At 62.6% G+C, this 21,513-nt stretch carries 17 protein-coding genes; 6 read left to right on the plus strand and 11 right to left on the minus strand.

The genetic code is table 11. From position 1 onward, the window contains the following. Window positions 1-24 precede the first annotated feature (24 nt). Window positions 25-741 carry a glycerophosphodiester phosphodiesterase gene (locus tag LU684_RS26660; RefSeq protein WP_016485652.1) on the plus strand — a complete coding sequence of 239 codons (717 nt, stop codon included), beginning with the start codon at window positions 25-27 and terminating at the stop codon, window positions 739-741. Between the two features lie 48 nt (window positions 742-789). Here the strand turns inward: LU684_RS26660 and sthA are convergent, their stop codons facing one another. The 3 genes from sthA to LU684_RS26675 form a co-directional block, all read right to left on the minus strand. After that, window positions 790-2,184, minus strand: coding sequence for a Si-specific NAD(P)(+) transhydrogenase (gene sthA, locus LU684_RS26665; RefSeq protein WP_016485651.1), 1,395 nt, complete (start codon window positions 2,182-2,184; stop codon window positions 790-792). Between the two features lie 204 nt (window positions 2,185-2,388). Then, a complete protein-coding gene (locus LU684_RS26670) occupies window positions 2,389-3,387 on the minus strand; it encodes an FAD:protein FMN transferase (RefSeq protein WP_232895222.1) in 999 nt (332 codons plus the stop codon). A gap of 156 nt (window positions 3,388-3,543) precedes the next feature. Further along, entirely contained in the window at window positions 3,544-5,007 is a 1,464-nt protein-coding gene (locus tag LU684_RS26675; RefSeq protein ID WP_016485650.1) for a glyceraldehyde-3-phosphate dehydrogenase, read from the minus strand. Window positions 5,008-5,174: 167 nt separating this feature from the next. Here LU684_RS26675 and mfd point away from each other — a divergent pair, with 167 nt between their 5' ends. The 3 genes from mfd to LU684_RS26690 are packed head-to-tail and all read left to right on the plus strand — an operon-like array spanning window position 5,175 to window position 12,528. Then, entirely contained in the window at window positions 5,175-8,624 is a 3,450-nt protein-coding gene (gene mfd / locus LU684_RS26680) for a transcription-repair coupling factor (RefSeq protein WP_031311939.1), read from the plus strand. A 9-nt stretch (window positions 8,625-8,633) separates the two neighbouring features. Further along, complete coding sequence (locus tag LU684_RS26685; protein ID WP_016485648.1) at window positions 8,634-9,206, plus strand: CsiV family protein; 573 nt, start codon at window positions 8,634-8,636, stop codon at window positions 9,204-9,206. Between the two features lie 4 nt (window positions 9,207-9,210). Beyond that, window positions 9,211-12,528 carry a DEAD/DEAH box helicase gene (locus LU684_RS26690; protein ID WP_145914574.1) on the plus strand — a complete coding sequence of 1,106 codons (3,318 nt, stop codon included), beginning with the start codon at window positions 9,211-9,213 and terminating at the stop codon, window positions 12,526-12,528. A 125-nt stretch (window positions 12,529-12,653) separates the two neighbouring features. Here the strand turns inward: LU684_RS26690 and nagZ are convergent, their stop codons facing one another. From nagZ to LU684_RS26705, 3 genes are read right to left on the minus strand one after another with little or no spacing between them, the layout of a single operon-like run. Next, window positions 12,654-13,652, minus strand: a complete 999-nt coding sequence (gene nagZ, locus LU684_RS26695; protein WP_172455937.1) for a beta-N-acetylhexosaminidase — start codon at window positions 13,650-13,652, stop codon at window positions 12,654-12,656. A 22-nt stretch (window positions 13,653-13,674) separates the two neighbouring features. Next, window positions 13,675-14,199 carry a L,D-transpeptidase gene (locus tag LU684_RS26700; protein WP_023048970.1) on the minus strand — a complete coding sequence of 175 codons (525 nt, stop codon included), beginning with the start codon at window positions 14,197-14,199 and terminating at the stop codon, window positions 13,675-13,677. Window positions 14,200-14,238: 39 nt separating this feature from the next. Beyond that, window positions 14,239-14,946 carry a TetR/AcrR family transcriptional regulator gene (locus LU684_RS26705; protein ID WP_023048969.1) on the minus strand — a complete coding sequence of 236 codons (708 nt, stop codon included), beginning with the start codon at window positions 14,944-14,946 and terminating at the stop codon, window positions 14,239-14,241. Window positions 14,947-15,161: 215 nt separating this feature from the next. Between LU684_RS26705 and lexA the strand changes: the two genes are divergently transcribed. Together lexA and sulA are read left to right on the plus strand one after the other, a co-directional pair. Continuing rightward, window positions 15,162-15,770, plus strand: a complete 609-nt coding sequence (lexA, locus tag LU684_RS26710; RefSeq protein ID WP_012271348.1) for a transcriptional repressor LexA — start codon at window positions 15,162-15,164, stop codon at window positions 15,768-15,770. Window positions 15,771-15,783: 13 nt separating this feature from the next. Then, window positions 15,784-16,260: an SOS-induced cell division inhibitor SulA gene (sulA, locus tag LU684_RS26715; RefSeq protein ID WP_016485642.1), complete on the plus strand. Its 477-nt coding sequence runs from the start codon at window positions 15,784-15,786 to the stop codon at window positions 16,258-16,260. A 48-nt stretch (window positions 16,261-16,308) separates the two neighbouring features. Here the strand turns inward: sulA and LU684_RS26720 are convergent, their stop codons facing one another. From LU684_RS26720 to fadA, 5 genes are all read right to left on the minus strand, one after another. Next, complete coding sequence (locus LU684_RS26720) at window positions 16,309-16,542, minus strand: hypothetical protein (protein ID WP_003248777.1); 234 nt, start codon at window positions 16,540-16,542, stop codon at window positions 16,309-16,311. A gap of 50 nt (window positions 16,543-16,592) precedes the next feature. Continuing rightward, window positions 16,593-17,108, minus strand: a complete 516-nt coding sequence (locus LU684_RS26725; RefSeq protein ID WP_016485641.1) for a DUF6586 family protein — start codon at window positions 17,106-17,108, stop codon at window positions 16,593-16,595. A 171-nt stretch (window positions 17,109-17,279) separates the two neighbouring features. Then, window positions 17,280-19,889 (minus strand): type I DNA topoisomerase, encoded by a 2,610-nt coding sequence (gene topA / locus LU684_RS26730; protein WP_197888729.1) that lies wholly within the window; start codon window positions 19,887-19,889, stop codon window positions 17,280-17,282. A gap of 100 nt (window positions 19,890-19,989) precedes the next feature. Beyond that, window positions 19,990-20,241, minus strand: coding sequence for a DUF1653 domain-containing protein (locus LU684_RS26735; RefSeq protein WP_016485639.1), 252 nt, complete (start codon window positions 20,239-20,241; stop codon window positions 19,990-19,992). Between the two features lie 76 nt (window positions 20,242-20,317). Then, on the minus strand, window positions 20,318-21,493 hold the full coding sequence (gene fadA / locus LU684_RS26740) for an acetyl-CoA C-acyltransferase FadA (protein ID WP_012271343.1): 1,176 nt from the start codon (window positions 21,491-21,493) through the stop codon (window positions 20,318-20,320). Between the last annotated feature and the right edge of the window lie 20 nt (window positions 21,494-21,513).

The raw sequence follows: 21,513 nt of genomic DNA on the forward strand, positions 1-21,513 counted from the left end.
TTTCTCTGATTTGAAGGAACGAACGTGACCCTGATCTACGGCCATCGCGGCGCCAAGGGCGAAGCACCCGAGAACACACTGCACAGCTTCCGCCAGTGCCTGTCCCACGGCGTCACCCGCTGCGAACTGGACCTGCACCTGTCGGCCGACAACGAGCTGATGGTGATCCACGACCCCACCCTCAAGCGCACCACTGGCCGACGCGGCAAGGTGGTCGACCACCCGGCCGCCGACTTGATGAAGATCGATGCGCGCAAAGGCGGCCCGGGCCACGTGCAGCCCTGCCCTATACCGAAACTGGAAGAGCTGTTCGAAAAATGCCCGTTCGAGCACTGGCAGCTTGAGGTAAAAAGCGCCTCGCGCACCCGTGCTGCCACCACCGTGTTGGCAATTCGCGAATTGGCCCAGCAGCATGGCCTGCTGGACAAGGTCACCATCACCTCCAGCTCACGCGAAGTGCTGGGCGCCGCCCTGGAGCTGGTGCCAGACGTGAAACGCGGGCTGGTCGCCGAGTACGCCTGGCTCGACCCGTTGAAGGTGGCGCAGAACTACGGCTGTGAACTGCTGGCATTGAACTGGACACTGTGCACCCCCGAGCGCCTGCTTAAAGCGCAGGGCCAGGGTTTGCACGTATCGGTGTGGACGGTCAACGAGCCGGCACTGATGCGCCGGCTCGCGGACTTTGGCGTGGACAGCCTGATTACAGACTTTCCCGGTTTGGCCAAGACCACCCTCGGGTAGGGTTGAAATCGGTCTCTCCGACCGGCTCAGGCCACCGGTCGGAGCCGCTCAAAAAAGCCGGTTCAGGCCATCGTAGGCAGCTACCCGATAGGCTTCGGCCATGGTCGGGTAGTTGAACGTGGTGTTGACGAAGTACTTCAGGTTGTTCTGCTCACCCGGCTGGTTCATGATCGCCTGGCCGATATGGACGATCTCCGAAGCCTGGTAGCCGAAGCAGTGCACGCCGAGGATTTCCAGGGTTTCACGGTGGAACAGGATCTTCAGCATGCCCTGCGGCTCGCCGGCGATCTGCGCACGCGCCATGCTCTTGAAGAAGGCCTTGCCCACTTCGTACGGCACCTTGGCCTGGGTCAGTTCCTGCTCGTTCTTGCCGATCGAGCTGATTTCCGGAATGGTGTAGATACCGGTCGGTACGTCATTGACGAAGCGCCAGCTGCCATTGTCGACGATGCTGCCAGCCGCAGAACGCCCCTGGTCATGGGCGGCACTGGCCAGGCTCGGCCAGCCGATCACGTCACCGGCGCCGTAGATGTTCGGCACGGTAGTGCGATAAGCCTCGTCGACCTCGATCTGGCCACGGCTGTTGACCTTGATGCCGATGTTCTCCAGGCCCAGCTTGTCGGTGTTGCCGGTCCGGCCGTTGCACCACAGCAAGGCGTCGGCCTTGATCTTCTTGCCCGACTTCAGGTGCAGGATCACCCCGTTGTCCAGGCCTTCGACACGCTCATACTCTTCGTTGTGGCGCACGGTGATGTTGTTGTTGCTGAAGTGGTAGCTCAGTGCCTGGGAAATTTCCGAATCCAGGAAGCTCAACAGTTGGCCACGGTTATCCACCAGCTCTACCAGCACGCCCAGGCCGCTGAAGATCGACGCGTATTCGCAACCGATCACACCGGCGCCGTACACAATCAGCTTGCGCGGGGTGTGGCTGAGGCTGAGGATGGTATCGCTGTCGTAGACCCGCGGATGGTGGAAGTCGATGTCGGCCGGGCGGTAAGGGCGCGAGCCGGTGGCGATGATGATGTGCTTGGCGTTGAGCTTTTCAACTACACCGTTCGGGCACACCACTTCAACGGTTTGCTCGTCGGCAAAGCTGCCGGTGCCGACGAACACATCAACACGGTTGCGGGCGTAGTAGCCGGTGCGCGATGCAACTTGCTTGGAAATCACCTTCTCGGCGCTTTTCAGCACGTCCGGGAACGAGAACCAGCGCGGCTCACCGATCGCCCGGAACATCGGGTTGGTGTTGAACTGCATGATCTGCCGCACCGAGTGACGCAGTGCCTTGGACGGGATGGTACCCAGGTGCGTGCAGTTGCCACCGACCTGGCGACGGTCATCGACCATCGCTACCTTGCGCCCTGCTTTGGCGGCGTTCATTGCCGCGCCTTCACCGGCCGGGCCGGAACCCAGCACCACTACGTCGTAGTTGTAGACAGCCATGCGTACTCCTTCAGAACTGGCCCGCAAGCCACGGTCGCTCGCGGGACGCGATCATGCCGCCGGGGCGTCATGAGAAAATTCGGGTGCAGTCTAATCAAGCCTGAACGCCGCGCACATTAACCCTTGGTCGCGTCGTAGGCCAATTTTGCCCGCACTACATTTGGTTCACCCATTCCCTGGCGGCCATCATCCCTGCCTGCGCTTTCAATCGCCTTTCACCGCCCGTTCGAATGCGGGCGTAGCTCGAGAGACGAAGCCACCCTCGGCCCGAGTCACCAATACCGCGGCCAAGCCGTGCGCCACGGCAAAATCCCAGCCACGCTCAGGGCCAAGGATCAGCAGCAGTGTCGAATAGCCGTCGGCCTGCAACGCCGAGGCGTCCAGTACGGTGACTGCAGCCAGGTCGTGCTGCACGGGGCGCCCGAGGCGGGCATCGAAGGTGTGCGAATAACGCCGGCCATTCTCCTCGAAATAGTGCCGATAGTCACCCGAGGTTGAGACTGAAAGCTCATTGACTGCAATGATCTGCCGGGCGATCTGGCGGTCTTCACGGGGCAACTCCAGGGCGATGCGCCAGGGACTGCCATCGGGCTTGCGGCCAACCGCCTTGAGCTCGCCAGTGGCTTCGGCGACAAAACTGGCTATACCCATGGCGCGCAGGCGCGCAGCGATCAAGTCCACGGCATGGCCGGCGGCGATGCTATTGAAGTCGAGCTGCACCGGGGCGTCCTTGCACAGGGCCTGGCCTTCGATATGCAAGTGCCGGTAACCCACACGCTGACGAACCTGGGCCACGGCTTGCGGGTCGGGTACCCGCTCATGGCGGGCCTGGGGGCCGAAACCCCACAGGTCAAGCAAGGGTTCAACGGTGAGGTCAAAGGCACCCTCACTCTGCTCGGCCAGGTGCTGGCCAAGGGCAACCAGTTCAAGCATGTCGGGTGGCAGGGCCAGGCACTGGTTGGCGGGCAACTGGTTGAAACGGCTGACGGTAGAGTCGCCGCGGTAGGTCGAATAGTGCCGGTCGATTTCACCAAGAATGGTTTCGACCGCTGCCTGCACCTGGGCCGGCGCCGGGCCGCCAGGCTCGCGAACGTACTGGATGCTGTAGCTGCTACCCATGGTCGGGCCGCCCAGGCGCTCAAGGGTGGGGCCCTGGTTGCAGGCGGTGAGCAGCAGGAAAATGAACAGTAAGGCTGTGCGCAAGGTTCGGTTCCTGGGTGCTTGGCTTGGGCTTTGGGGTATGGCGCATATCGAGCGCCGCGCGGGCGGCGCTCGATCTCACAGGCACCACACAACCCACGGCAAGCAAAAAAAACGGGAACCCGAAGGTTCCCGTTTTTTCATTGCCTTACAAGCGAATCAGCGTGGAAACGCTGGCGGGTTCACACCGGCCATGTCTTCCATCACGCGAACCACCTGGCAGCTGTAACCGAATTCGTTGTCGTACCAGACGTACAGGACAACGCGGTTGTCGTTGGCGATGGTGGCTTCAGCGTCAACCACACCGGCGTGGCGCGAGCCAACGAAGTCGGTCGAAACCACTTCCTGCGAGCTGACGTAGTCGATCTGCTTGTGCAGTTCCGAGTGCATGGCGGTCTGGCGCAGGTACTCGTTGATTTCGTCGCGGTTGGTGGCCTTTTCCAGGTTCAGGTTCAGGATGGCCATCGAAACGTTCGGCGTCGGTACGCGAATGGCGTTGCCGGTCAGCTTGCCCTTCAGCACTGGCAGCGCCTTGGCGGCAGCAGTGGCTGCGCCGGTTTCGGTGATGACCATGTTCAGCGGCGCGGCACGACCACGGCGGCTGCCCTTGTGGAAGTTGTCGATCAGGTTCTGGTCGTTGGTGAACGAGTGAACGGTTTCGACGTGGCCGTTGACGATGCCGTACTTGTCGTTGACAGCCTTGAGCACCGGCACGATGGCGTTGGTGGTGCAGGAGGCCGCCGAGATGATCTTGTCATCGGCAGCAATGTCACCGTGGTTGATGCCGTGCACGATGTTCTTCAGCGCGCCCTTGCCAGGTGCGGTGAGGATCACGCGGGCAGCGCCCGGGCAGGCCAGGTGCTGGCCCAGGCCGTCGGCATCACGCCATACCCCGGTGTTGTCGACGATCAACGCGTTTTCGATGCCGTACTGGGTGTAGTCGACTTCGCTCGGGCTCTTGGCGTAGATAACCTGGATCAGGTTGCCGTTGGCAGTGATGGTGTTGTTGGCTTCGTCGATGGTGATGGTGCCGTCGAACGGGCCGTGAACCGAGTCACGACGCAGCAGGCTGGCACGCTTGACCAGGTCGTTCTCGGCGCCTTTGCGCACGACAATGGCGCGCAGGCGCAGGCCGTCGCCACCACCGGTCTTCTCGATCAGGATACGCGCCAGCAGGCGGCCGATGCGGCCGAAGCCGTACAGGACAACGTCGGTGCCTTTGCGCGCCGAAGCGTTCTGCTGGCCAACCACGTCGGCCAGTTCTTCACGGACGAACTGCTCGGCAGTACGGCCATTGCCTTCCTGCTTGAATTTGTTGGCCAGCTTGCCCAGGTCGACCGAAGCGGCGCCCAGTTTCAGCTCGCTCATGGCCTTGAGCAGGGGGAATGTCTCGTGGACGGACAGCTCGGTTTCGTCGGCTTGACGATGACGCGCAAAGCGGTGCGCCTTGAGGATCGAGATAACCGAACGGTTGATCAGGCTACGGCCATAAATCGAGCTCACCACGTTGTTGTTGCGGTAGAGCTGACCGATAAGCGGGATCATCGCTTCAGCCAGAGCTTCACGATCAATCCACTCACCAAGACACTGGTCGGGCTTCTGAGTCACGGGAACCTTCCACATGTAGGGACAGAAAAAAGGGGCTACATTATGACGCCCCGACGCGGAACCGGCAATGAGCGCCTGTCGCAGTCACGCAAGCCAGCGTTCACGCCCTTTCGAGCCTGACAGCCGGCACGGTCACCGGTACAATCGGTGTCTTTGCCGCAACGCTTGGAGTGCAATCTCCCGTGTCAGTTCTGCGCCTACCGCACATGTCGGCCACGGCCGGCAAACAAACCTGGGGTAACCTGCCCGGTGCCGCCCTCAGCCTTGCCATCGCCGAGGCCGCCAGCAACGCTGGCCGCTTCACCCTGCTGCTGACAGCCGACAGCCAGGCCGCCGACCGTCTGGAGCAGGAGCTGCGCTTCTTCGCCCCGGACCTGCCGGTGCTGCCATTCCCCGACTGGGAAACCCTGCCCTACGACCTGTTCTCGCCACACCAGGACATCATTTCCCAGCGCATCGCAAGCCTGTACCGCCTGCCGGAACTGAGCCATGGCATCCTCGTGGTGCCGGTCACCACCGCCCTGCACCGCCTGGCGCCCACCCGCTTCCTGCTGGGCAGCAGCCTGGTGCTGGACGTGGGCCAGACCATCGACGTGGAGCAGATGCGCACACGCCTGGAGGCCAGTGGCTATCGTTGCGTCGACACCGTCTACGAGCATGGCGAGTTCGCCGTGCGCGGCGCGCTGATCGACCTGTTCCCGATGGGCAGCAAGCTGCCCTACCGCATCGACCTGTTCGATGACGAGATCGAGACACTGCGCACCTTCGACCCCGAGACCCAGCGCTCGATCGACAAGGTGGATTCGGTGCGCCTGCTGCCGGCACGCGAATTTCCGATGCAAAAAGAGGAAGTGACCCGCTTCAAGGCACGCTTCCGTGAACGCTTCGACGTCGATTTCCGCCGCAGTGCGATCTTCCAGGACCTGGCCAGCGGCATCATCCCGGCCGGCATCGAGTACTACCTGCCGTTGTTCTTCGAAGAAACGTCCACCCTGTTCGACTATCTGCCGGCCGACACCCAGGTGTTTTCGCTGCCTGGCGTGGAACAGGCCGCCGAACACTTCTGGAACGACGTGCGCGGCCGTTATGAAGACCGCCGTGGCGACCTCAGCCGGCCGCTGCTGCCGCCTGCCGAGCTGTTCATGCCAGTGGAGGACTGCTTCGCCCGGCTCAAGCAGTGGCCGCGAGTGGTGGTCAGCAGCGAAGACATCGAACCGGGCGCGGGCCGCGAGCGCTTCCCGGCGCGCGCCCTGCCCAACCTGGCGATCGAGGCCAAGGCCAACCAGCCGCTGGCCGAGCTGGCCAACTTCCTCGACCAGTTCCCCGGCCGCGTGCTGTTCACCGCCGAATCGGCCGGCCGCCGCGAAGTGTTGCTGGAGCTGCTCGAACGATTGAAACTGCGGCCGCACACTGTCGACGGCTGGGCCGACTTCATCACCGGAAGCGAGCGCCTGGCGATCACCATCGCCCCGCTGGATGACGGCTTGCTGCTGGACGACCCAGGCCTGGCCCTGGTCGCGGAAAGCCCGCTGTTCGGCCAGCGCGTGATGCAGCGCCGCCGCCGCGACAAGCGTGGCGAAACCGCCAACGACGCGGTCATCAAGAACCTCACCGAGCTGCGCGAAGGCGCACCGGTGGTACACATTGACCATGGCGTGGGCCGCTACCTGGGCCTGGCCACCCTGGAAATCGAAGGCCAGGCTGCCGAATTCCTTACCCTGGAATACGCCGAGAACGCCAAGCTGTACGTGCCGGTGGCCAACCTGCACCTGATCGCCCGCTACACCGGCAGCGATGATGCCCTGGCACCGCTGCACCGGCTGGGCTCGGAAGCCTGGCAGAAGGCCAAGCGCAAGGCCGCCGAACAGGTGCGCGACGTGGCCGCCGAACTGCTCGACATCTATGCCCGCCGGGCCGCGCGCAAAGGGTATGCGTTTGCCGACCCGTCCGCCGACTACGCCACGTTCAGCGCCGGCTTCCCGTTCGAAGAAACCCCGGACCAGCAAACGGCCATCGAGGCGGTGCGGGCTGACATGCTCGCGCCCAAGCCAATGGACCGCCTGGTGTGTGGCGACGTCGGCTTCGGCAAGACAGAAGTGGCCATGCGGGCGGCGTTCATCGCCGTGCACAGTGGCCGCCAGGTCGCCGTGCTGGTGCCCACTACCCTGCTCGCCCAGCAACACTACAACAGCTTCCGCGACCGCTTTGCCGACTGGCCGGTGACCGTGGAGGTCATGAGCCGCTTCAAGTCGGCCAAGGAAGTGGCCGCCGCCGCCGCCGACCTGGCCGAAGGCAAGATCGACATCCTCATCGGCACCCACAAGCTGCTGCAGGACGATGTGCGCTTCAAGGACCTGGGCCTGGCCATCATCGACGAAGAGCACCGCTTTGGTGTACGCCAGAAAGAGCAGCTCAAGGCACTGCGCAGCGAGGTCGACATCCTCACCCTGACCGCTACGCCGATCCCGCGCACGTTGAACATGGCAGTGGCCGGCATGCGCGACCTGTCGATCATCGCCACGCCGCCAGCGCGCCGCCTGTCGGTGCGCACCTTTGTCATGGAGCAGAACAAGAGCACGGTCAAGGAGGCACTGCTGCGCGAACTGCTGCGCGGTGGCCAGGTGTACTACCTGCACAACGATGTGAAAACCATCGAAAAATGCGCCGCCGACCTTGCCGAACTGGTGCCCGAGGCACGTATCGGCATCGGCCACGGGCAAATGCGCGAACGCGAGCTGGAACAGGTGATGAGCGATTTCTACCACAAGCGCTTCAACGTGCTGGTGGCGTCGACCATCATCGAAACCGGCATCGACGTGCCTAGCGCCAATACCATCGTCATCGAGCGCGCCGACAAGTTTGGCCTGGCCCAGCTGCACCAGCTGCGTGGCCGGGTCGGCCGTAGCCACCACCAGGCCTACGCCTACCTGCTGACCCCAACCCGGCAGAAAGTCAGCGCCGACGCTGAAAAACGCCTGGAAGCCATCGCCAACACCCAGGACCTGGGTGCTGGCTTTGTGCTGGCCACCAACGACCTGGAAATCCGCGGTGCGGGCGAGCTGCTGGGCGAAGGCCAGAGCGGTCAGATCCAGGCGGTGGGCTTCACCCTGTACATGGAAATGCTCGAACGCGCGGTCAAGGCGATCCGCAAGGGTACCCAGCCAAATCTGGAGCAACCGCTTGGCGGCGGCCCGGAGATCAACCTGCGCCTGCCCGCACTGATCCCCGAGGACTACCTGCCTGACGTGCATGCACGGCTGATCCTGTACAAGCGCATTGCTTCGGCCGCCGACGAAGAAGGCCTCAAGGACCTGCAAGTGGAAATGATCGACCGCTTCGGTCTGCTGCCAGAACCGACCAAGAACCTGATGCGCCTGACTTCGCTCAAGCTGCAGGCGGAAAAGCTCGGCATCAAGAAAGTCGATGCTGGCCCCAATGGTGGCAAGCTCGAGTTCGAAGCCGAAACCCCGGTCGACCCGCTGACCCTGATCAAGCTGATCCAGGGCCAGCCCAAACGCTACAAGTTCGAAGGCGCTACCCAGTTCCGCTTCCTTGTGCCGATGGAACGCCCCGACGAACGTTTCAACACCCTGGAGGCGCTGTTCGAGCGCCTGACCCCACAGCCTGCCTAAGGAAGATCCATGCGTGCCATCCGTTGCCTGACCCTGCTGCTGGCGCTGTTCGCGCCAGCCGCCTTCGCCGAAGGCCTGTATCAGGTAGAAATGATTCTGGTGCGGCAGAACAGCGTGCCCGCCTTCACCAGCCCGTTCGCCCCGGAAGACTGGAGCGCTGGCGCCCCACGCCTGGCAAAAGACGCAGAGCGCCCACTGGCGCTGGAAGACGAAGCCACCCGCCTGGAAGCCACCGCCGACTACACCGTATTGATGCACAAGGCCTGGCAGCAGCAGGTCGGCAGCGAACCTGGCCGCATTGCCCTGGGCGAAGGCGCCGAACAGTTCGGCCACTTCCCTATCGAAGGCAACCTGAGCATCGCGCAAGGCCGCTTCATCTCGGTCGAGGCCAACTTCTGGGTCAACCAGCTGGACGGCAACGGCAGCGTGCTGCAAAGCGAGCAGTTCAGGCAGAACAACAGCAACGTCAAGGCCGGCCAGCTGACCTTCCTCGACGGCGGGCACCTGGCGGTGCTGCTGAAGGTGACACCACCGGGTACGCCGAAAATGCCGGTGATGGACCCGGAGATGATGGAGCAGTAATCCGATGAAGCAAGATGCCGCCGAGATGGTGAACGCTTATCCGAACTGGACCCAATCGTTCAGCAAAGCTGCCCTGCAACGCGGTGAGCGCTATGCCGAGGAAGGCAGGGTCGAACTGGAAGGCTTCTATGGGCCGACCATCACGGCCAATTGCCAAGGGAGTGGCGACAACCACTATCGGCAAAGCATCGAGTTGCACGTAGCCGGCGGCCGTTGCCATGTGCACGGTGAATGCGATTGCCCTGTAGGGCAAAACTGCAAGCATTGCGCCGCTGCACTGTTCTGCATAAGCGACCCTTGGTCCAATCATGAGGCCACGCAAGCCGACCCGGCAACGTTGTCCGCGGAACTGCAGCACTGGTTGAGCGGCCTGGAGCAGGCCCCGCCCAAGCCCAACGCAGCCGAAGACAAACGCGGACGCATGGTGTGCTACCAGCTCGACCTCACCGATGATGCCGGCTGCGCCCTGCTGGTACGCAAGGGCACGCGAACCGAGGACGGCATACGCTTCAGCCGCGTCCAGTCACTGTACGACTTTCTCTACGAGCCACCGCGCTTCGTGACGGAAGAAGACACCCGCATTCTGCGCCTGCTCTCGGCCCTGAATCAGGGCGGCGGCCAGGACCGCGGCTATAAACTGAAGGGCCAGGAAGGTGGCGAGTTGTTCCAGCGCGCACTCGAAACCGGGCGCATGTTTTACGATGTCGGCTTCCCACCGCTTCATCAAGGCCCGGTGCGCCATGCCGAGTTCCGCTGGGTACGCCTGGACAACGGAAACTACCGGGGACTGTGGTACAGCGGCGAGGAAATGCTGCGCTGCGTCATCCCGCTGCTGCCACTTTACTACTTCGATCTGCTGACCAGTGAAGTGGGCAAGGTTGAGCACAGCCTGGATCCGCATGTCGCCGTGCAGCTGACTATTGCCCCCGATGTACCCGAGCACCTGGTCGTACCCCTCAGCCATAAACTCAATGCCCTCAGCCACAAGGTGCCGACGCCGACGCCAGTGCAGGAGCAGTTGCTCGATCACATCCAGCCCAAGCCCATTCTTGCGCTCGGCAGCCTTGAATACACCGCCTACATGCCGAAAACCGGTCGCATGCAACGGCAAATGCAACACCGCGCCGCATTGGCATTCAACTATGACGGTTTGCAGGTCAGCGGCACCGACGAGAAGCCGCTGACCCGCCTGGCGGGCAGCACCAGCCAGCGAATTCGCCGACAGCCGCAAGCCGAGCTAGCCCTGCGCAATGCGTTACGCGACCTGGGCTTCAAACCCGCCACTCGGCAGAGCAAGGCCCTGCCCGACAGTGCCGGCGAAATGTATCAGTTGCCCGACGACGAAGCCTGGCTGCGCTTTGCACGCGAAGGTCTGCCGCGCCTGCGCGAAGCCGGCTGGAACATCGACATACACCGCGATTTCGCCTTCAACTTGCAGGAGGTGGACGACTGGTATGCGACCATCGACGAGGCGCCCGGCCATGAATGGTTCGACCTGGAGCTGGGCATTGTGGTCGATGGCCAGCGTCACAGCCTGTTGCCCATCGTGTTGCAACTGCTGCGCAGCAGCCCAGAGCTGCTGCGCCCCAGCGAACTGGCCCGGCGCAGTGACGATGAACACCTGCTGATCGACCTCAACCGCGGCCGCCTGGACACACCGGCATTGCGCGTGGCCCTGCCCTACGGCCGCATCAAGGCCGTGATGGGCACCCTGGGTGAGCTGTACCTGCACGAAGACACCGCTGGCCCGAGCCTGCGCATGGAGCGCGCCGACGCCGCGCGCCTGAACGAAATCGAGGGCCTGCCCTTGCACTGGGAAGGGGGCGAGCACGTTCGCGATCTGGGCCGCCGCCTGCGCGATGCCCGCGAGCTGCAAGTGCCACCCCCCGCCGGGCTGCGGGCCAACTTGCGGCCGTATCAGCAGCAGGGCCTGAACTGGCTGCAGGCACTGCGCGGGATGGGTACCGGCGGCATCCTCGGCGACGACATGGGCCTGGGCAAGACCCTGCAGACCCTGGCGCACCTGCTGCTGGAAAAGGACTCCGGGCGCTTGGGCGCACCGGCCCTGGCGGTCATGCCCACCAGCCTGATACCCAACTGGTTGGACGAAGCCCAGCGTTTCGCCCCTGACCTGCGCGTACTGGCACTGCATGGCCCAGGGCGCAGCAAGCATTTCACCCGATTGCACGAATACGACCTGGTCCTGACCACTTACGCCCTGATGCCACGCGACCTGGAACACCTGCGCGCCCAAGCCTGGCACATGCTGGTGCTGGACGAGGCACAGAACATCAAGAGCAGCACCAGCAAGGCCGCCCTCGCCGTCTGCGAGCTACAGGCCGGCCAGCGCCTGTGCCTCACCGGCACGCCGATGGAAAACAACCTGGGCGAGCTGTGGTCGATCTTCCACTTCCTCATGCCCGGCTGGCTGGGCGACCTCAAACGGTTCAACCAGGACTACCGCGTCCCGATAGAGCGCCATGGCGACGCTGAGCGCCTGGCCCACCTGGTCACGCGTATTCGCCCCTTCCTGCTGCGCCGCACCAAGGAGCAGGTGGCCACCGAGTTGCCCGCCAAGACCGAGATGGTGCACTGGGTCGAGCTCAGCGACGCCCAGCGCGACACCTACGAGGCCGTGCGAGTGGCCATGGACCAGAAAGTCCGCGACGAAATCGCTCGCAATGGCGCCGCGCGCAGCCAGATCGTCATCCTCGACGCCCTGCTCAAGCTGCGCCAGGTGTGCTGCGACCTGCGCCTGGTAAAAGGGGTGGAAAGCCATGGGAACCAGGCCGACAAGGGCAAGCTGGGCGCGCTGCTGGAAATGCTCGAGGAGCTGCTCAGCGAAGGGCGCCGGGTACTGCTGTTCTCGCAGTTCACCTCGATGCTGGCACTTATCGAGCAGGAGCTGCAGAAACGCAAGATCCGCTATAGCTTGCTGACCGGCGACACGCGCGACCGGCGCACGCCAGTGCGGCAGTTCCAGCAGGGTGACAGCGAAGTGTTCCTGATCAGCTTGAAGGCAGGCGGGGTGGGCTTGAACCTGACGGCCGCAGACACGGTGATCCACTACGACCCCTGGTGGAACCCGGCCAGCGAAAACCAGGCCACCGACCGGGCGTACCGGATTGGCCAGGACAAGCCAGTGTTCGTGTTCAAGCTGATTACCCGGGGTACGGTGGAAGAGAAGATCCAGATGTTGCAGCAGGAGAAAGCGGCATTGGCAGCCAGCTTGCTGGATGGCGGGCAGGCTGGGCAATGGCGCATGGGCGATGAAGAAATCGAGGCACTGTTTGCGCCATTGCCAGGCAAGCGTGGGCGGTAAACCATCAACTTTCACTGCCCAAGCTGGCCTCTTCGCGGGTGAACCCGCTCCCACAGTGACCGCACCGCTATCTGGCATGCGCAGTACCTGTGGGAGCGGGCATGCCCGCGAAGCGGCCGAGGCAGTCAATCGACCAGCTGAGCTTCCTTCAACGCCCCCAACGCCTCCAGCCAGCGCGGCTGCTGGCGATAATCGGTCCGCGCAAACCCTTGCCCGCGCATCCGCGCAATCCGCGGCGATGGCTTGACCTTCATACGTTGCGCCGCACTCAGTGCCAGCTCCGCTGCCGCCCGGTCATTGCACACCAGGCCCATGTCACAGCCGGCGCTCAACGCTGCCTCGATACGGCTGGCCGCATCACCCACCACATGCGCACCGGCCATCGACAAGTCATCACTGAAGATCACCCCGTCAAAGCCCAGCTCGCCGCGAAGGATGTCCTGCAGCCAGCGCCGCGAAAAACCGGCTGGCTGGTTGTCAACCTGCGGGTAGATGACATGCGCCGGCATCACCGCCGCCAGCTGGCCGCTCAGGCGCGTGAACGGCACCAGGTCGGCCTGGCGTAATTGCTCAAGGCTGCGCTCATCGGTGGGAATGGCCACATGCGAGTCAGCCTCGGCCCAGCCATGGCCGGGGAAGTGCTTGCCACAGGCAGCCATGCCCGCCGCATTCATACCGCGGATGAACGCCCCCGCAAGTTGCGTGGCACGCAGGGGGTCGCCCTCGAAGGCACGGCTGCCGACAACGGCGCTGCGCTGGTGGTCCAGGTCCAGCACGGGTGCAAAGCTGAGGTCCAGGCCAACCGCCAGCACCTCGGTCGCCATCAGCCAACCGCACTGCTCCGCCAGGTACTCGGCGTTGTCATTGTCGGCCAGCGCACGCATGGCTGGCAGGCGCACGAAACCCTGGCGCAGGCGCTGCACGCGGCCGCCCTCCTGGTCTACCGCCAGAATAAGGTCAGGGCGTATGGCGCGGATCGATGCGCACAGCTCACGCACCTGGCGCGGGCTGTCGATGTTGCGGGCAAAAATGATCAGGCCGGCCACTTCGGGTTGGCGCAGCAAGTGACGGTCTTCGGCGGTCAGCCATTTACCGGCGATATCCACCATCAGGGAGCCTTGCAGGCTGACGGTCATGGGTAATCCTTCATTGAAGACAAAGAGAGGCCCACTGGGGGCAGGCGGCCTGTTCGATACGCACCGGGCAATGGGCCGGCACCCGCTCGAACAGGCTTAGCAAGTCAGTGTTGCGCAGGCGTATGCAGCCATGGGACAACGCTACGCCCATGGGTTCCGTATCCGGGGTGCCGTGCAGGTAGATGTAGCGGCGGAAGGTGTCGACCGCGCCCAGGCGGTTAAGCCCCGGCTCACAGCCGCTGAGCCAGAGGATGCGGGTGAGTATCCAGTCACGGCCCGGGTATTGCGCGTGCAATACCGGCGACCACACCTCACCCGCCCAGCGCCGCCCGACCAGCACTGCAGCAAGCGGCAGGCCCGCGCCAATTTTTGCCCGCACTTGATGCAGGCCACGCGGTGTGCAACCCGAACCGTAGCGCTCGCCCGCACCGTTGCGCGACGTGGAAACCGGCACGCGCACGCGCAGCTGGCCACAGGCAAAGCCATACAGGCATTGGTCGGCAAGGGAAATGTGCAGCAGGTCGAGATCGGGCATGGCGCTAGCTTAGCCGAAGCGCCCTGCCCCGCCCAGCCTTCAGGCCTTGGCGGTAATAGCGGTAGCTTTGCTGCGTGGTCGCAGCTGCGCCGTGGCCATGGCTTCGTCGGTGACGCCGCTGTCGGCACGCATGCCTGCAGCCAGGAACGGTACCATCAGGCGCATCACCTGCTCGATCGAGGTGTTGATGCCAAAGTCAGTCTCGGCGATCGCACGCAGCGCCTTGATGCCGGACATGCTGAAGGCGGCGGCGCCGAGCATGAAGTGCACGCGCCAGAACAGTTCCAGTGGTGGAATACGCGGCGCAGCCTCGTTGACCAGCAGCATGTAGCGGCGGAACACCTTGCCGTACATGTCTTCCAGGTAACGCCGCAGGTGGCCTTGGCTCTGGCTGAATGCCAGGCCCAGCAGGCGCATGAAGATCGACAGATCGTTGTTGCTGCGAGGTTGCACGACCAACGCCTGCTCCACCAGCATCTCCAGCAGCTCTTCGAGGCTGGGCTTGTGCTCCGGCTTGGCCTGGCGACGCTCCAGCTCGCGCTCCAGGCTGGCGCAGAACGGCCCGAGGAAGCGCGAGAACACCGCCTGGATCAACGCTTTCTTGGAGCCGAAATGATAGTTGACGGCCGCCAGGTTCACCCCGGCCTTGCTGGTAATCAGCCGCAATGAGGTTTCGGCAAACCCCCTTTCCGCGAACAGCTGCTCGGCAGCATCGAGAATGCGTTCAACGGTTTCCGATTGGGCCATGACTACTCCGCGTACTCCGCCAGACAAACAGGTGTTTGAAACATACGTTTCAGTCCTGCTTCTGTCAAGGCTCGGTGACCGGGCGGTCGCCATTTAAAAGCCCCAGGCGGCGTGCTGCAAGTGCCAGCGTTCAGGTTTAATGCGCCTTTTGGCTTGCAGCGCATCCAGTACTGTATATAATCCCAGTCACTGTACAAAAAGACAGAGCGCTCACCATGTTGAAACTGACGCCACGCCAAGCCGAAATTCTCGCGTTCATCAAGCGCTGCCTCGAAGACAACGGCTTCCCGCCGACACGCGCCGAGATCGCTCAGGAGCTGGGCTTCAAATCGCCCAACGCCGCCGAGGAGCACCTCAAGGCCCTCGCCCGCAAGGGCGCAATCGAGATGACCCCGGGCGCCTCCCGTGGCATCCGCATTCCCGGCCTGGAAACCAAGGCAGAAGAAAGCGGCCTGCCTATCATCGGCCGGGTTGCTGCCGGTGCGCCGATTCTTGCCGAACAGCACATTGAGCAATCCTGCAATATCAACCCCGCCTTCTTCCACCCCCAGGCCGACTATTTGCTGCGCGTACACGGCATGAGCATGAAGGACGTCGGTATCTTCGACGGCGACCTGCTGGCAGTTCACACCTGCCGCGAAGCCCGCAACGGCCAGATTGTCGTCGCCCGCATCGGCGACGAAGTGACCGTCAAACGCTTCAAGCGTGAAGGCAGCAAGGTCTGGCTGCTTGCCGAAAACCCCGAATTCGCCCCCATCGAAGTCGACCTGAAAGAACAGGAACTGGTGATTGAGGGTTTGAGCGTCGGCGTCATTCGCCGCTGATCCAGGAGGCGTCATGCAGCAGTTCATTCACGCACCCGAGCAAGCCCAGTTGCCCCTGTTCGAAGCATTTCTCGCCCAGCCCGTGCTACCTGGCCTGAAAGCCAGCGAACTGGCGCGCAAGCACAACCAGCCTGAACTGTTCAGCGAATTGTCGCTGCGCGGCGCGCCAGGTCACTGCCAAAGCCTGCTGGCACCGGTACTGCGCGAACTGAGCGAAGAGGACGCGGCCCGCTGGCTGACCCTGATCGCCCCGCCGTCGAGCCTGACCCAGGCCTGGCTGCGCGATGCCGGCCTCAACCGTGAACGCATCTTGCTGCTGCAACCTCGTGGCAATCAAACCCCGCTGCAACTGGCCTGCGAAGCTTTGCGCCTGGGCCGCAGTCACACGGTGGTCAGTTGGCTGGGCAACGTCAACGCCACCGCTCGCCAGCAATTGCTGCGCGCCGCCAGTGTCGGAAACGCACAAAGCCTGAACATCCGCCTCGGCTGATGCTCAGGCTTTGCCTGTCATTCGAAAACCCTGCTGGCTGCTGCACGGTCAGTGCAGCACACGCGGCCCTTCATCACGTTCGAGCTCACCATCCATGAGGCGGCCGGCCATCTGCACGCCCACGCTAAGCATGGCCTTGGCCACTTCTACATGCTGGCCCTGCAGGAACACCTTGGCGTCTTCCGAGAAATCCAGGGTTACCAGAGAGCCCTCATCCTCAGCGCGACGCAGTTCGATGCGGCCATCAGGCAACTCGACAATTTCCAGAAAAGACGTAGACATAAATGGCAGTTCTCCGCGAAAGGTCCGTATTGTACCAGCCGTAACGGCTATCAGCACTCACTCAACGCATCGCGGAAACGTCTCACCAAACCCTTGAGGTTGTTGCGCCAGCTTTCCAGCTCGGTACGCGATAGCGCAGGATGCTCGGGCTCATCGAGATTGACGGCCTGGATCAGAGGCTGCGTGACATCGGTTTTCGGCGCTTTCCTGGCGACCGGTGGTCGGAACAAATCGGCATAAGCACCCAGCATTTGCGCCAGCCAGGTTTCGCGCTGACGGGCAAGCTCAAGCAGCTCGGCCACTTCCGGGATAGCGATGCCATTCAGCGCGTCGTCGGCCAGCGCTTGCTCGACAGTTGCAACCACCGGCAGGCGGTAGAACACCCCGATTTCATGGCACAGGCCCAGCAGCGCGCCATACAGGTGGAACAGCGCCGATTCGCGTTCAGCCTGAACCAGGCCCTGTGCATTCATGGCCTGGCTTTGTTCAGCCTTGGCCATGGACTCCAGAGCGAGGCCGGCGAAGAACAGTTTCTGGTTGGTGCGAGTGTAGGTTTCCTGGGCCATTTCTTTGCCCTCCCATCAGGCTGCAAGGCGAATACATGCATCATAAATGATTGGGGCCGCTTTGCGCCCCTTCGCGGCACAAGGCCCTCCTGCAAGAGAACGCGATTCCTTGCAGAAGCGGCCTTGTGCCGCGAAGGGGCGCAAAGCGGCCCCAATTAAAGCACCGAAAGATCAGCGCTTGTCTTCAACCTTCCAGGCATTGCCGTCGTAGAAGGCCTTCCAGCCGGTCGGCTTGCCATCGACCTCGGACTGCACGTACTGCTCCTTGGTCTTGCGGCTGTAGCGGATAACTGCCGGGCGGCCTTCTGGATCTTTCTGTGGCGCATCGCAGAGGAAGTGGTACTTCGGATCGATCTCGTGCTTGTGCGGCACAATTTCAAGCACCAGCGGCGCACGGGTTTCACGGTTTTTCGGGAACTGACTGGCAGCCAGGAACAACCCCGAAGCACCGTCACGCAGCACGTAGGTGTCGTCCACCTTTTCGCACTTGAGCTCCGGCATGTCCACCTTGTCCATCTTCGGCGGCGCCGCCTCTCCACTCTTGAGCAGCTTGCGGGTGTTCTTGCACGTCGGGTTGGTGCAGCCGAAGAATTTGCCAAAACGGCCGGTCTTCAACTGCATCTCGCTGCCACACTTGTCGCACTCCAGGCTCGGCCCTTCGTAACCCTTGATGCGGTAGCTGCCCTCTTCGATCTCGTAGCCAACGCAATCGGGGTTGTTACCGCAAATGTGCAGCTTGTGCTTCTCATCCAGCAGGTAGGCGTCCATCGCTGTGGCGCAGATCGGGCAACGGTGCTTGCCCAGCAGCACGCGGGATTCCGATTCACCCTCGTCATCAGCGGCAATCTCGTCACCCGGCACCAGGTTGACGGTGGCCTTGCAGCGCTCTTTTGGCGGAAGGCTGTAACCCGAACAACCCAGGAAAACACCCGTGGAAGCGGTGCGGATCATCATCGGCCGGCCGCATTCCTTGCACGGAATGTTGGTCATGGTCGGCTGGTTGGCGCGCATGCCGTTTTCGCTGGACTCTGCAGTCTGCAGCTTCTTGCTGAAGTCGCCGTAGAACTCGTCGAGTACGTTTTTCCAGTCACGCTCGCCCTGGGCCACGTCGTCGAGGTTCTCCTCCATATCGGCGGTAAAGCCGTAGTCCATCAGGTTGGAGAAGCTTTCCGACAGGCGCTCGGTGACGATGTCGCCCATTTTCTCGGAATAGAAACGGCGGTTATGCAAGGTCACATAACCACGGTCCTGAATGGTCGAGATGATCGCCGCATAGGTCGACGGGCGACCAATGCCGCGCTTTTCCATTTCCTTGACCAGGCTGGCCTCGGTGAAGCGCGCCGGCGGCTTGGTGAAGTGCTGGCTCGGGTCGATCTGAATCAGCTTCAGCGCTTCGCCCTGGACCATCTCAGGCAGCACGTCGTCTTCGCCCGGCTTGCTCTGTTGCGGCAGCACGCGGGTATAACCGTCAAATTTGAGGATACGGCCCTTGGCACGCAGCTCGAAGTCGCCCGCAGCCACGGTGACGCTGGTGGACAGGTACTGCGCCGGGGGCATCTGGCAGGCCAGGAACTGGCGCCAGATCAGCTCGTACAGGCGCTCGGCGTCGCGCTCCATGCCGCTGAGCTTGGTCGGGTGCGTATTCACATCGGAAGGACGAATCGCTTCGTGCGCCTCCTGGGCCCCTTCCTTGCTGCCGTAAACCAGTGGCGCATCCGGCAGGTACTGCTTGCCGAACTCGCGCTCGATGTAGCTACGCGCCATGTCCAGGGCATCGACCGACAGGTTGGTCGAGTCGGTACGCATGTAAGTGATGTAGCCGGCCTCATACAAGCGCTGGGCCATCATCATGGTCTTTTTCACCCCGAAGCCCAGGCGGTTACTGGCCGCCTGCTGCAGGGTGGAGGTAATGAACGGCGCCGACGGCTTGCTGCTGGTCGGGCGGTCTTCACGCTTGACCACGCTGTAGCTGGAAGCCTTGAGCTTCTCCAGCGCAGCCATGGCCTGGGCTTCGTTCAGCGGCTTGAAGGCCTCGCCCTTCTCGCGCGCCACCTCGAAACGCACCTTGGCGTTCTTGGCGGTACCGAGGTCGGCATGAATCTCCCAGTACTCTTGCGGGATGAATGCACGGATTTCACGCTCGCGCTCCACCACCAGCTTCACCGCGACCGACTGCACACGGCCAGCAGACAGGCCGCGAGCAATCTTGGCCCACAACAGCGGCGAAACCATGTAACCAACCACACGGTCGAGGAAGCGCCGCGCCTGCTGAGCGTTGACCCGGTCGATGTCCAGCTCGCCTGGCTGCGAGAAGGCTTCCTGGATGGCCTTTTTGGTAATTTCGTTGAACACCACGCGCTTGTAGCGTGTGTCGTCACCACCGATGGCTTCGCGCAGGTGCCAGGCAATGGCTTCCCCTTCGCGGTCCAAGTCGGTTGCGAGATAGATGGTGTCGGCATCCTTGGCCAGGCGACGCAGCTCTTCGATCACCTTTTCCTTGCCAGGCAGGATCTCGTACTTGGCCTTCCAGCCGTGATCCGGGTCGACGCCCATGCGTGCCACCAGCTGGCGACGGGCCTTTTCTTTCGGCGACAGGGCCGGAGCCTCACCCGCGGCCTTGCCACGCTTGGCGGCCGGCTCTTTGCTTGCGCTGGCCGAACCGCTGGTGGGGAGGTCTCGGATATGGCCGATACTCGACTTCACCACGTACTGGTTGCCCAGGTACTTGTTGATGGTCTTGGCCTTGGCCGGGGATTCCACAATGACCAGCGATTTGCCCATGGATCGGAGTATTCCTGAATCTGAAAATGAAAAACGCGTCAGGTACCAAACGCGGCACCGCTATATATAGTGGCAAAAGTGTGAGGTCAAGCTCGGACAATCACTCGTGCGACTTGCCCAGCAACCCAGGCAGCCCTTCTTCGGCCTTGACCAAAGCAAAGCGTGGCACCTGCTCGCCGTCAACCTCGACGGACTCCTGGAACATCAAAAGGGGGCGTACCCAGAAGCTGTAATCACCATACAGGCATTGGTAGAACACCATCCACTCTTCGTTCTCGGAGTGCCGCGCAACGCTGAAGACACGATACTCAGGCCCTTTGTAATGCCGGTATACGCCTGGTTGTATCTGCATGTTGCCCACCCTCTTGAATAAAACCTGTAAAAACAAAACCGGGGCACAAGGCCCCGGTTGCTGTCCCGCAACGCGATCAGACGCGTTCGAAGACAGTGGTGATACCTTGGCCGAGGCCGACGCACATGGTCGCCACCCCCAGAGTACCGCCATTCTGCTTCATGACATTGAGCAGGGTGCCCGAAATGCGTGCCCCGGAGCAACCGAACGGGTGACCCAAAGCAATGGCGCCGCCGTGCAGGTTAACCTTCTCATCCATCTTGTCGAGCACTTTCAAGTCTTTCAGCACTGGCAAGGCCTGTGCAGCAAAGGCTTCGTTGAGCTCGATGAAGTCGATGTCGGCCATGGTCAGCCCGGCGCGCTTGAGCGCTTTCTGGGTCGACGGTACCGGACCATAACCCATGATCGCCGGATCAACACCTGCCACCGCCATCGAACGAATCACCGCCAATGGCTGGATACCCAGGTCCATTGCACGCTGGCCAGACATGACGATCATGCACGAAGCGCCGTCGGTGATCTGCGACGAGGTACCGGCGGTGACAGTACCGCCTTTCGGGTTGAACGCGGGCTTGAGCGATGCCAGGCCTTCGAGGGTGGTCTCCGGGCGAATGGTTTCGTCGAAATCGAATACCTTCAGGAATCCGTTCTCGTCATAGCCCTGCATCGGGATGATCTCGTCCTTGAACTTGCCTTCGACCGTGGCTTTGTGGGCCAACTGGTGCGAACGCACGCCGAACAGGTCCTGCTGCTCCCGGGTGATGCCGTGCATCTTGCCGAGCATTTCTGCAGTCAGGCCCATCATCCCGGAAGCCTTGGCAGCATGCAAGGAAAGGTGCGGGTTAGGGTCCACGCCATGCATCATGCTGACGTGGCCCATGTGTTCCACGCCACCGACCACGAACACATCGCCGTTACCGGTCATGATCGCCTGGGCAGCGGTGTGCAAGGCGCTCATCGAAGAGCCGCACAGGCGGCTGACGGTCTGCGCTGCAGACGTGTGCGGAATCTGGGTCATCAGCGACGCCATGCGGGCGATGTTCCAGCCTTGCTCCAGGGTCTGGTTGACGCAGCCCCAGATCACGTCTTCGACTTCTTTCGGGTCGACCTTGCCGTTGCGCTCCAGCAGCTTGCTGATCAGGTGCGCCGACATGTCTTCGGCGCGGGTATTACGGTGCATGCCACCCTTGGAGCGGCCCATTGGCGTGCGACCGAAGTCGACAATCACCACGTCTCTTGGATTCAGGCTCATATCAAATCTCTCGCTCTAGC

The sequence above is a fragment of the Pseudomonas sp. NMI542_15 genome, from assembly GCF_021283425.1.
In the GTDB taxonomy this organism is placed as follows: domain Bacteria; phylum Pseudomonadota; class Gammaproteobacteria; order Pseudomonadales; family Pseudomonadaceae; genus Aquipseudomonas; species Aquipseudomonas fortuita.

What these genes read in the sequence shown, in the direction of transcription:
- sulA (WP_016485642.1), top strand. Translation starts at nt 15,784, where the DNA reads ATGCAGCAGTTCATTCACGCACCCGAGCAAGCCCAGTTGCCCCTGTTC.
- lexA (WP_012271348.1), top strand. Translation starts at nt 15,162, where the DNA reads ATGTTGAAACTGACGCCACGCCAAGCCGAAATTCTCGCGTTCATCAAG.
- LU684_RS26700 (WP_023048970.1), bottom strand. Translation starts at nt 14,199, where the DNA reads ATGCCCGATCTCGACCTGCTGCACATTTCCCTTGCCGACCAATGCCTG.
- topA (WP_197888729.1), bottom strand. Translation starts at nt 19,889, where the DNA reads ATGGGCAAATCGCTGGTCATTGTGGAATCCCCGGCCAAGGCCAAGACC.
- fadA (WP_012271343.1), bottom strand. Translation starts at nt 21,493, where the DNA reads ATGAGCCTGAATCCAAGAGACGTGGTGATTGTCGACTTCGGTCGCACG.
- LU684_RS26675 (WP_016485650.1), bottom strand. Translation starts at nt 5,007, where the DNA reads ATGTGGAAGGTTCCCGTGACTCAGAAGCCCGACCAGTGTCTTGGTGAG.
- LU684_RS26725 (WP_016485641.1), bottom strand. Translation starts at nt 17,108, where the DNA reads ATGGCCCAGGAAACCTACACTCGCACCAACCAGAAACTGTTCTTCGCC.
- LU684_RS26705 (WP_023048969.1), bottom strand. Translation starts at nt 14,946, where the DNA reads ATGGCCCAATCGGAAACCGTTGAACGCATTCTCGATGCTGCCGAGCAG.
- LU684_RS26720 (WP_003248777.1), bottom strand. Translation starts at nt 16,542, where the DNA reads ATGTCTACGTCTTTTCTGGAAATTGTCGAGTTGCCTGATGGCCGCATC.
- LU684_RS26690 (WP_145914574.1), top strand. Translation starts at nt 9,211, where the DNA reads ATGAAGCAAGATGCCGCCGAGATGGTGAACGCTTATCCGAACTGGACC.
- sthA (WP_016485651.1), bottom strand. Translation starts at nt 2,184, where the DNA reads ATGGCTGTCTACAACTACGACGTAGTGGTGCTGGGTTCCGGCCCGGCC.
- LU684_RS26685 (WP_016485648.1), top strand. Translation starts at nt 8,634, where the DNA reads ATGCGTGCCATCCGTTGCCTGACCCTGCTGCTGGCGCTGTTCGCGCCA.
- LU684_RS26735 (WP_016485639.1), bottom strand. Translation starts at nt 20,241, where the DNA reads ATGCAGATACAACCAGGCGTATACCGGCATTACAAAGGGCCTGAGTAT.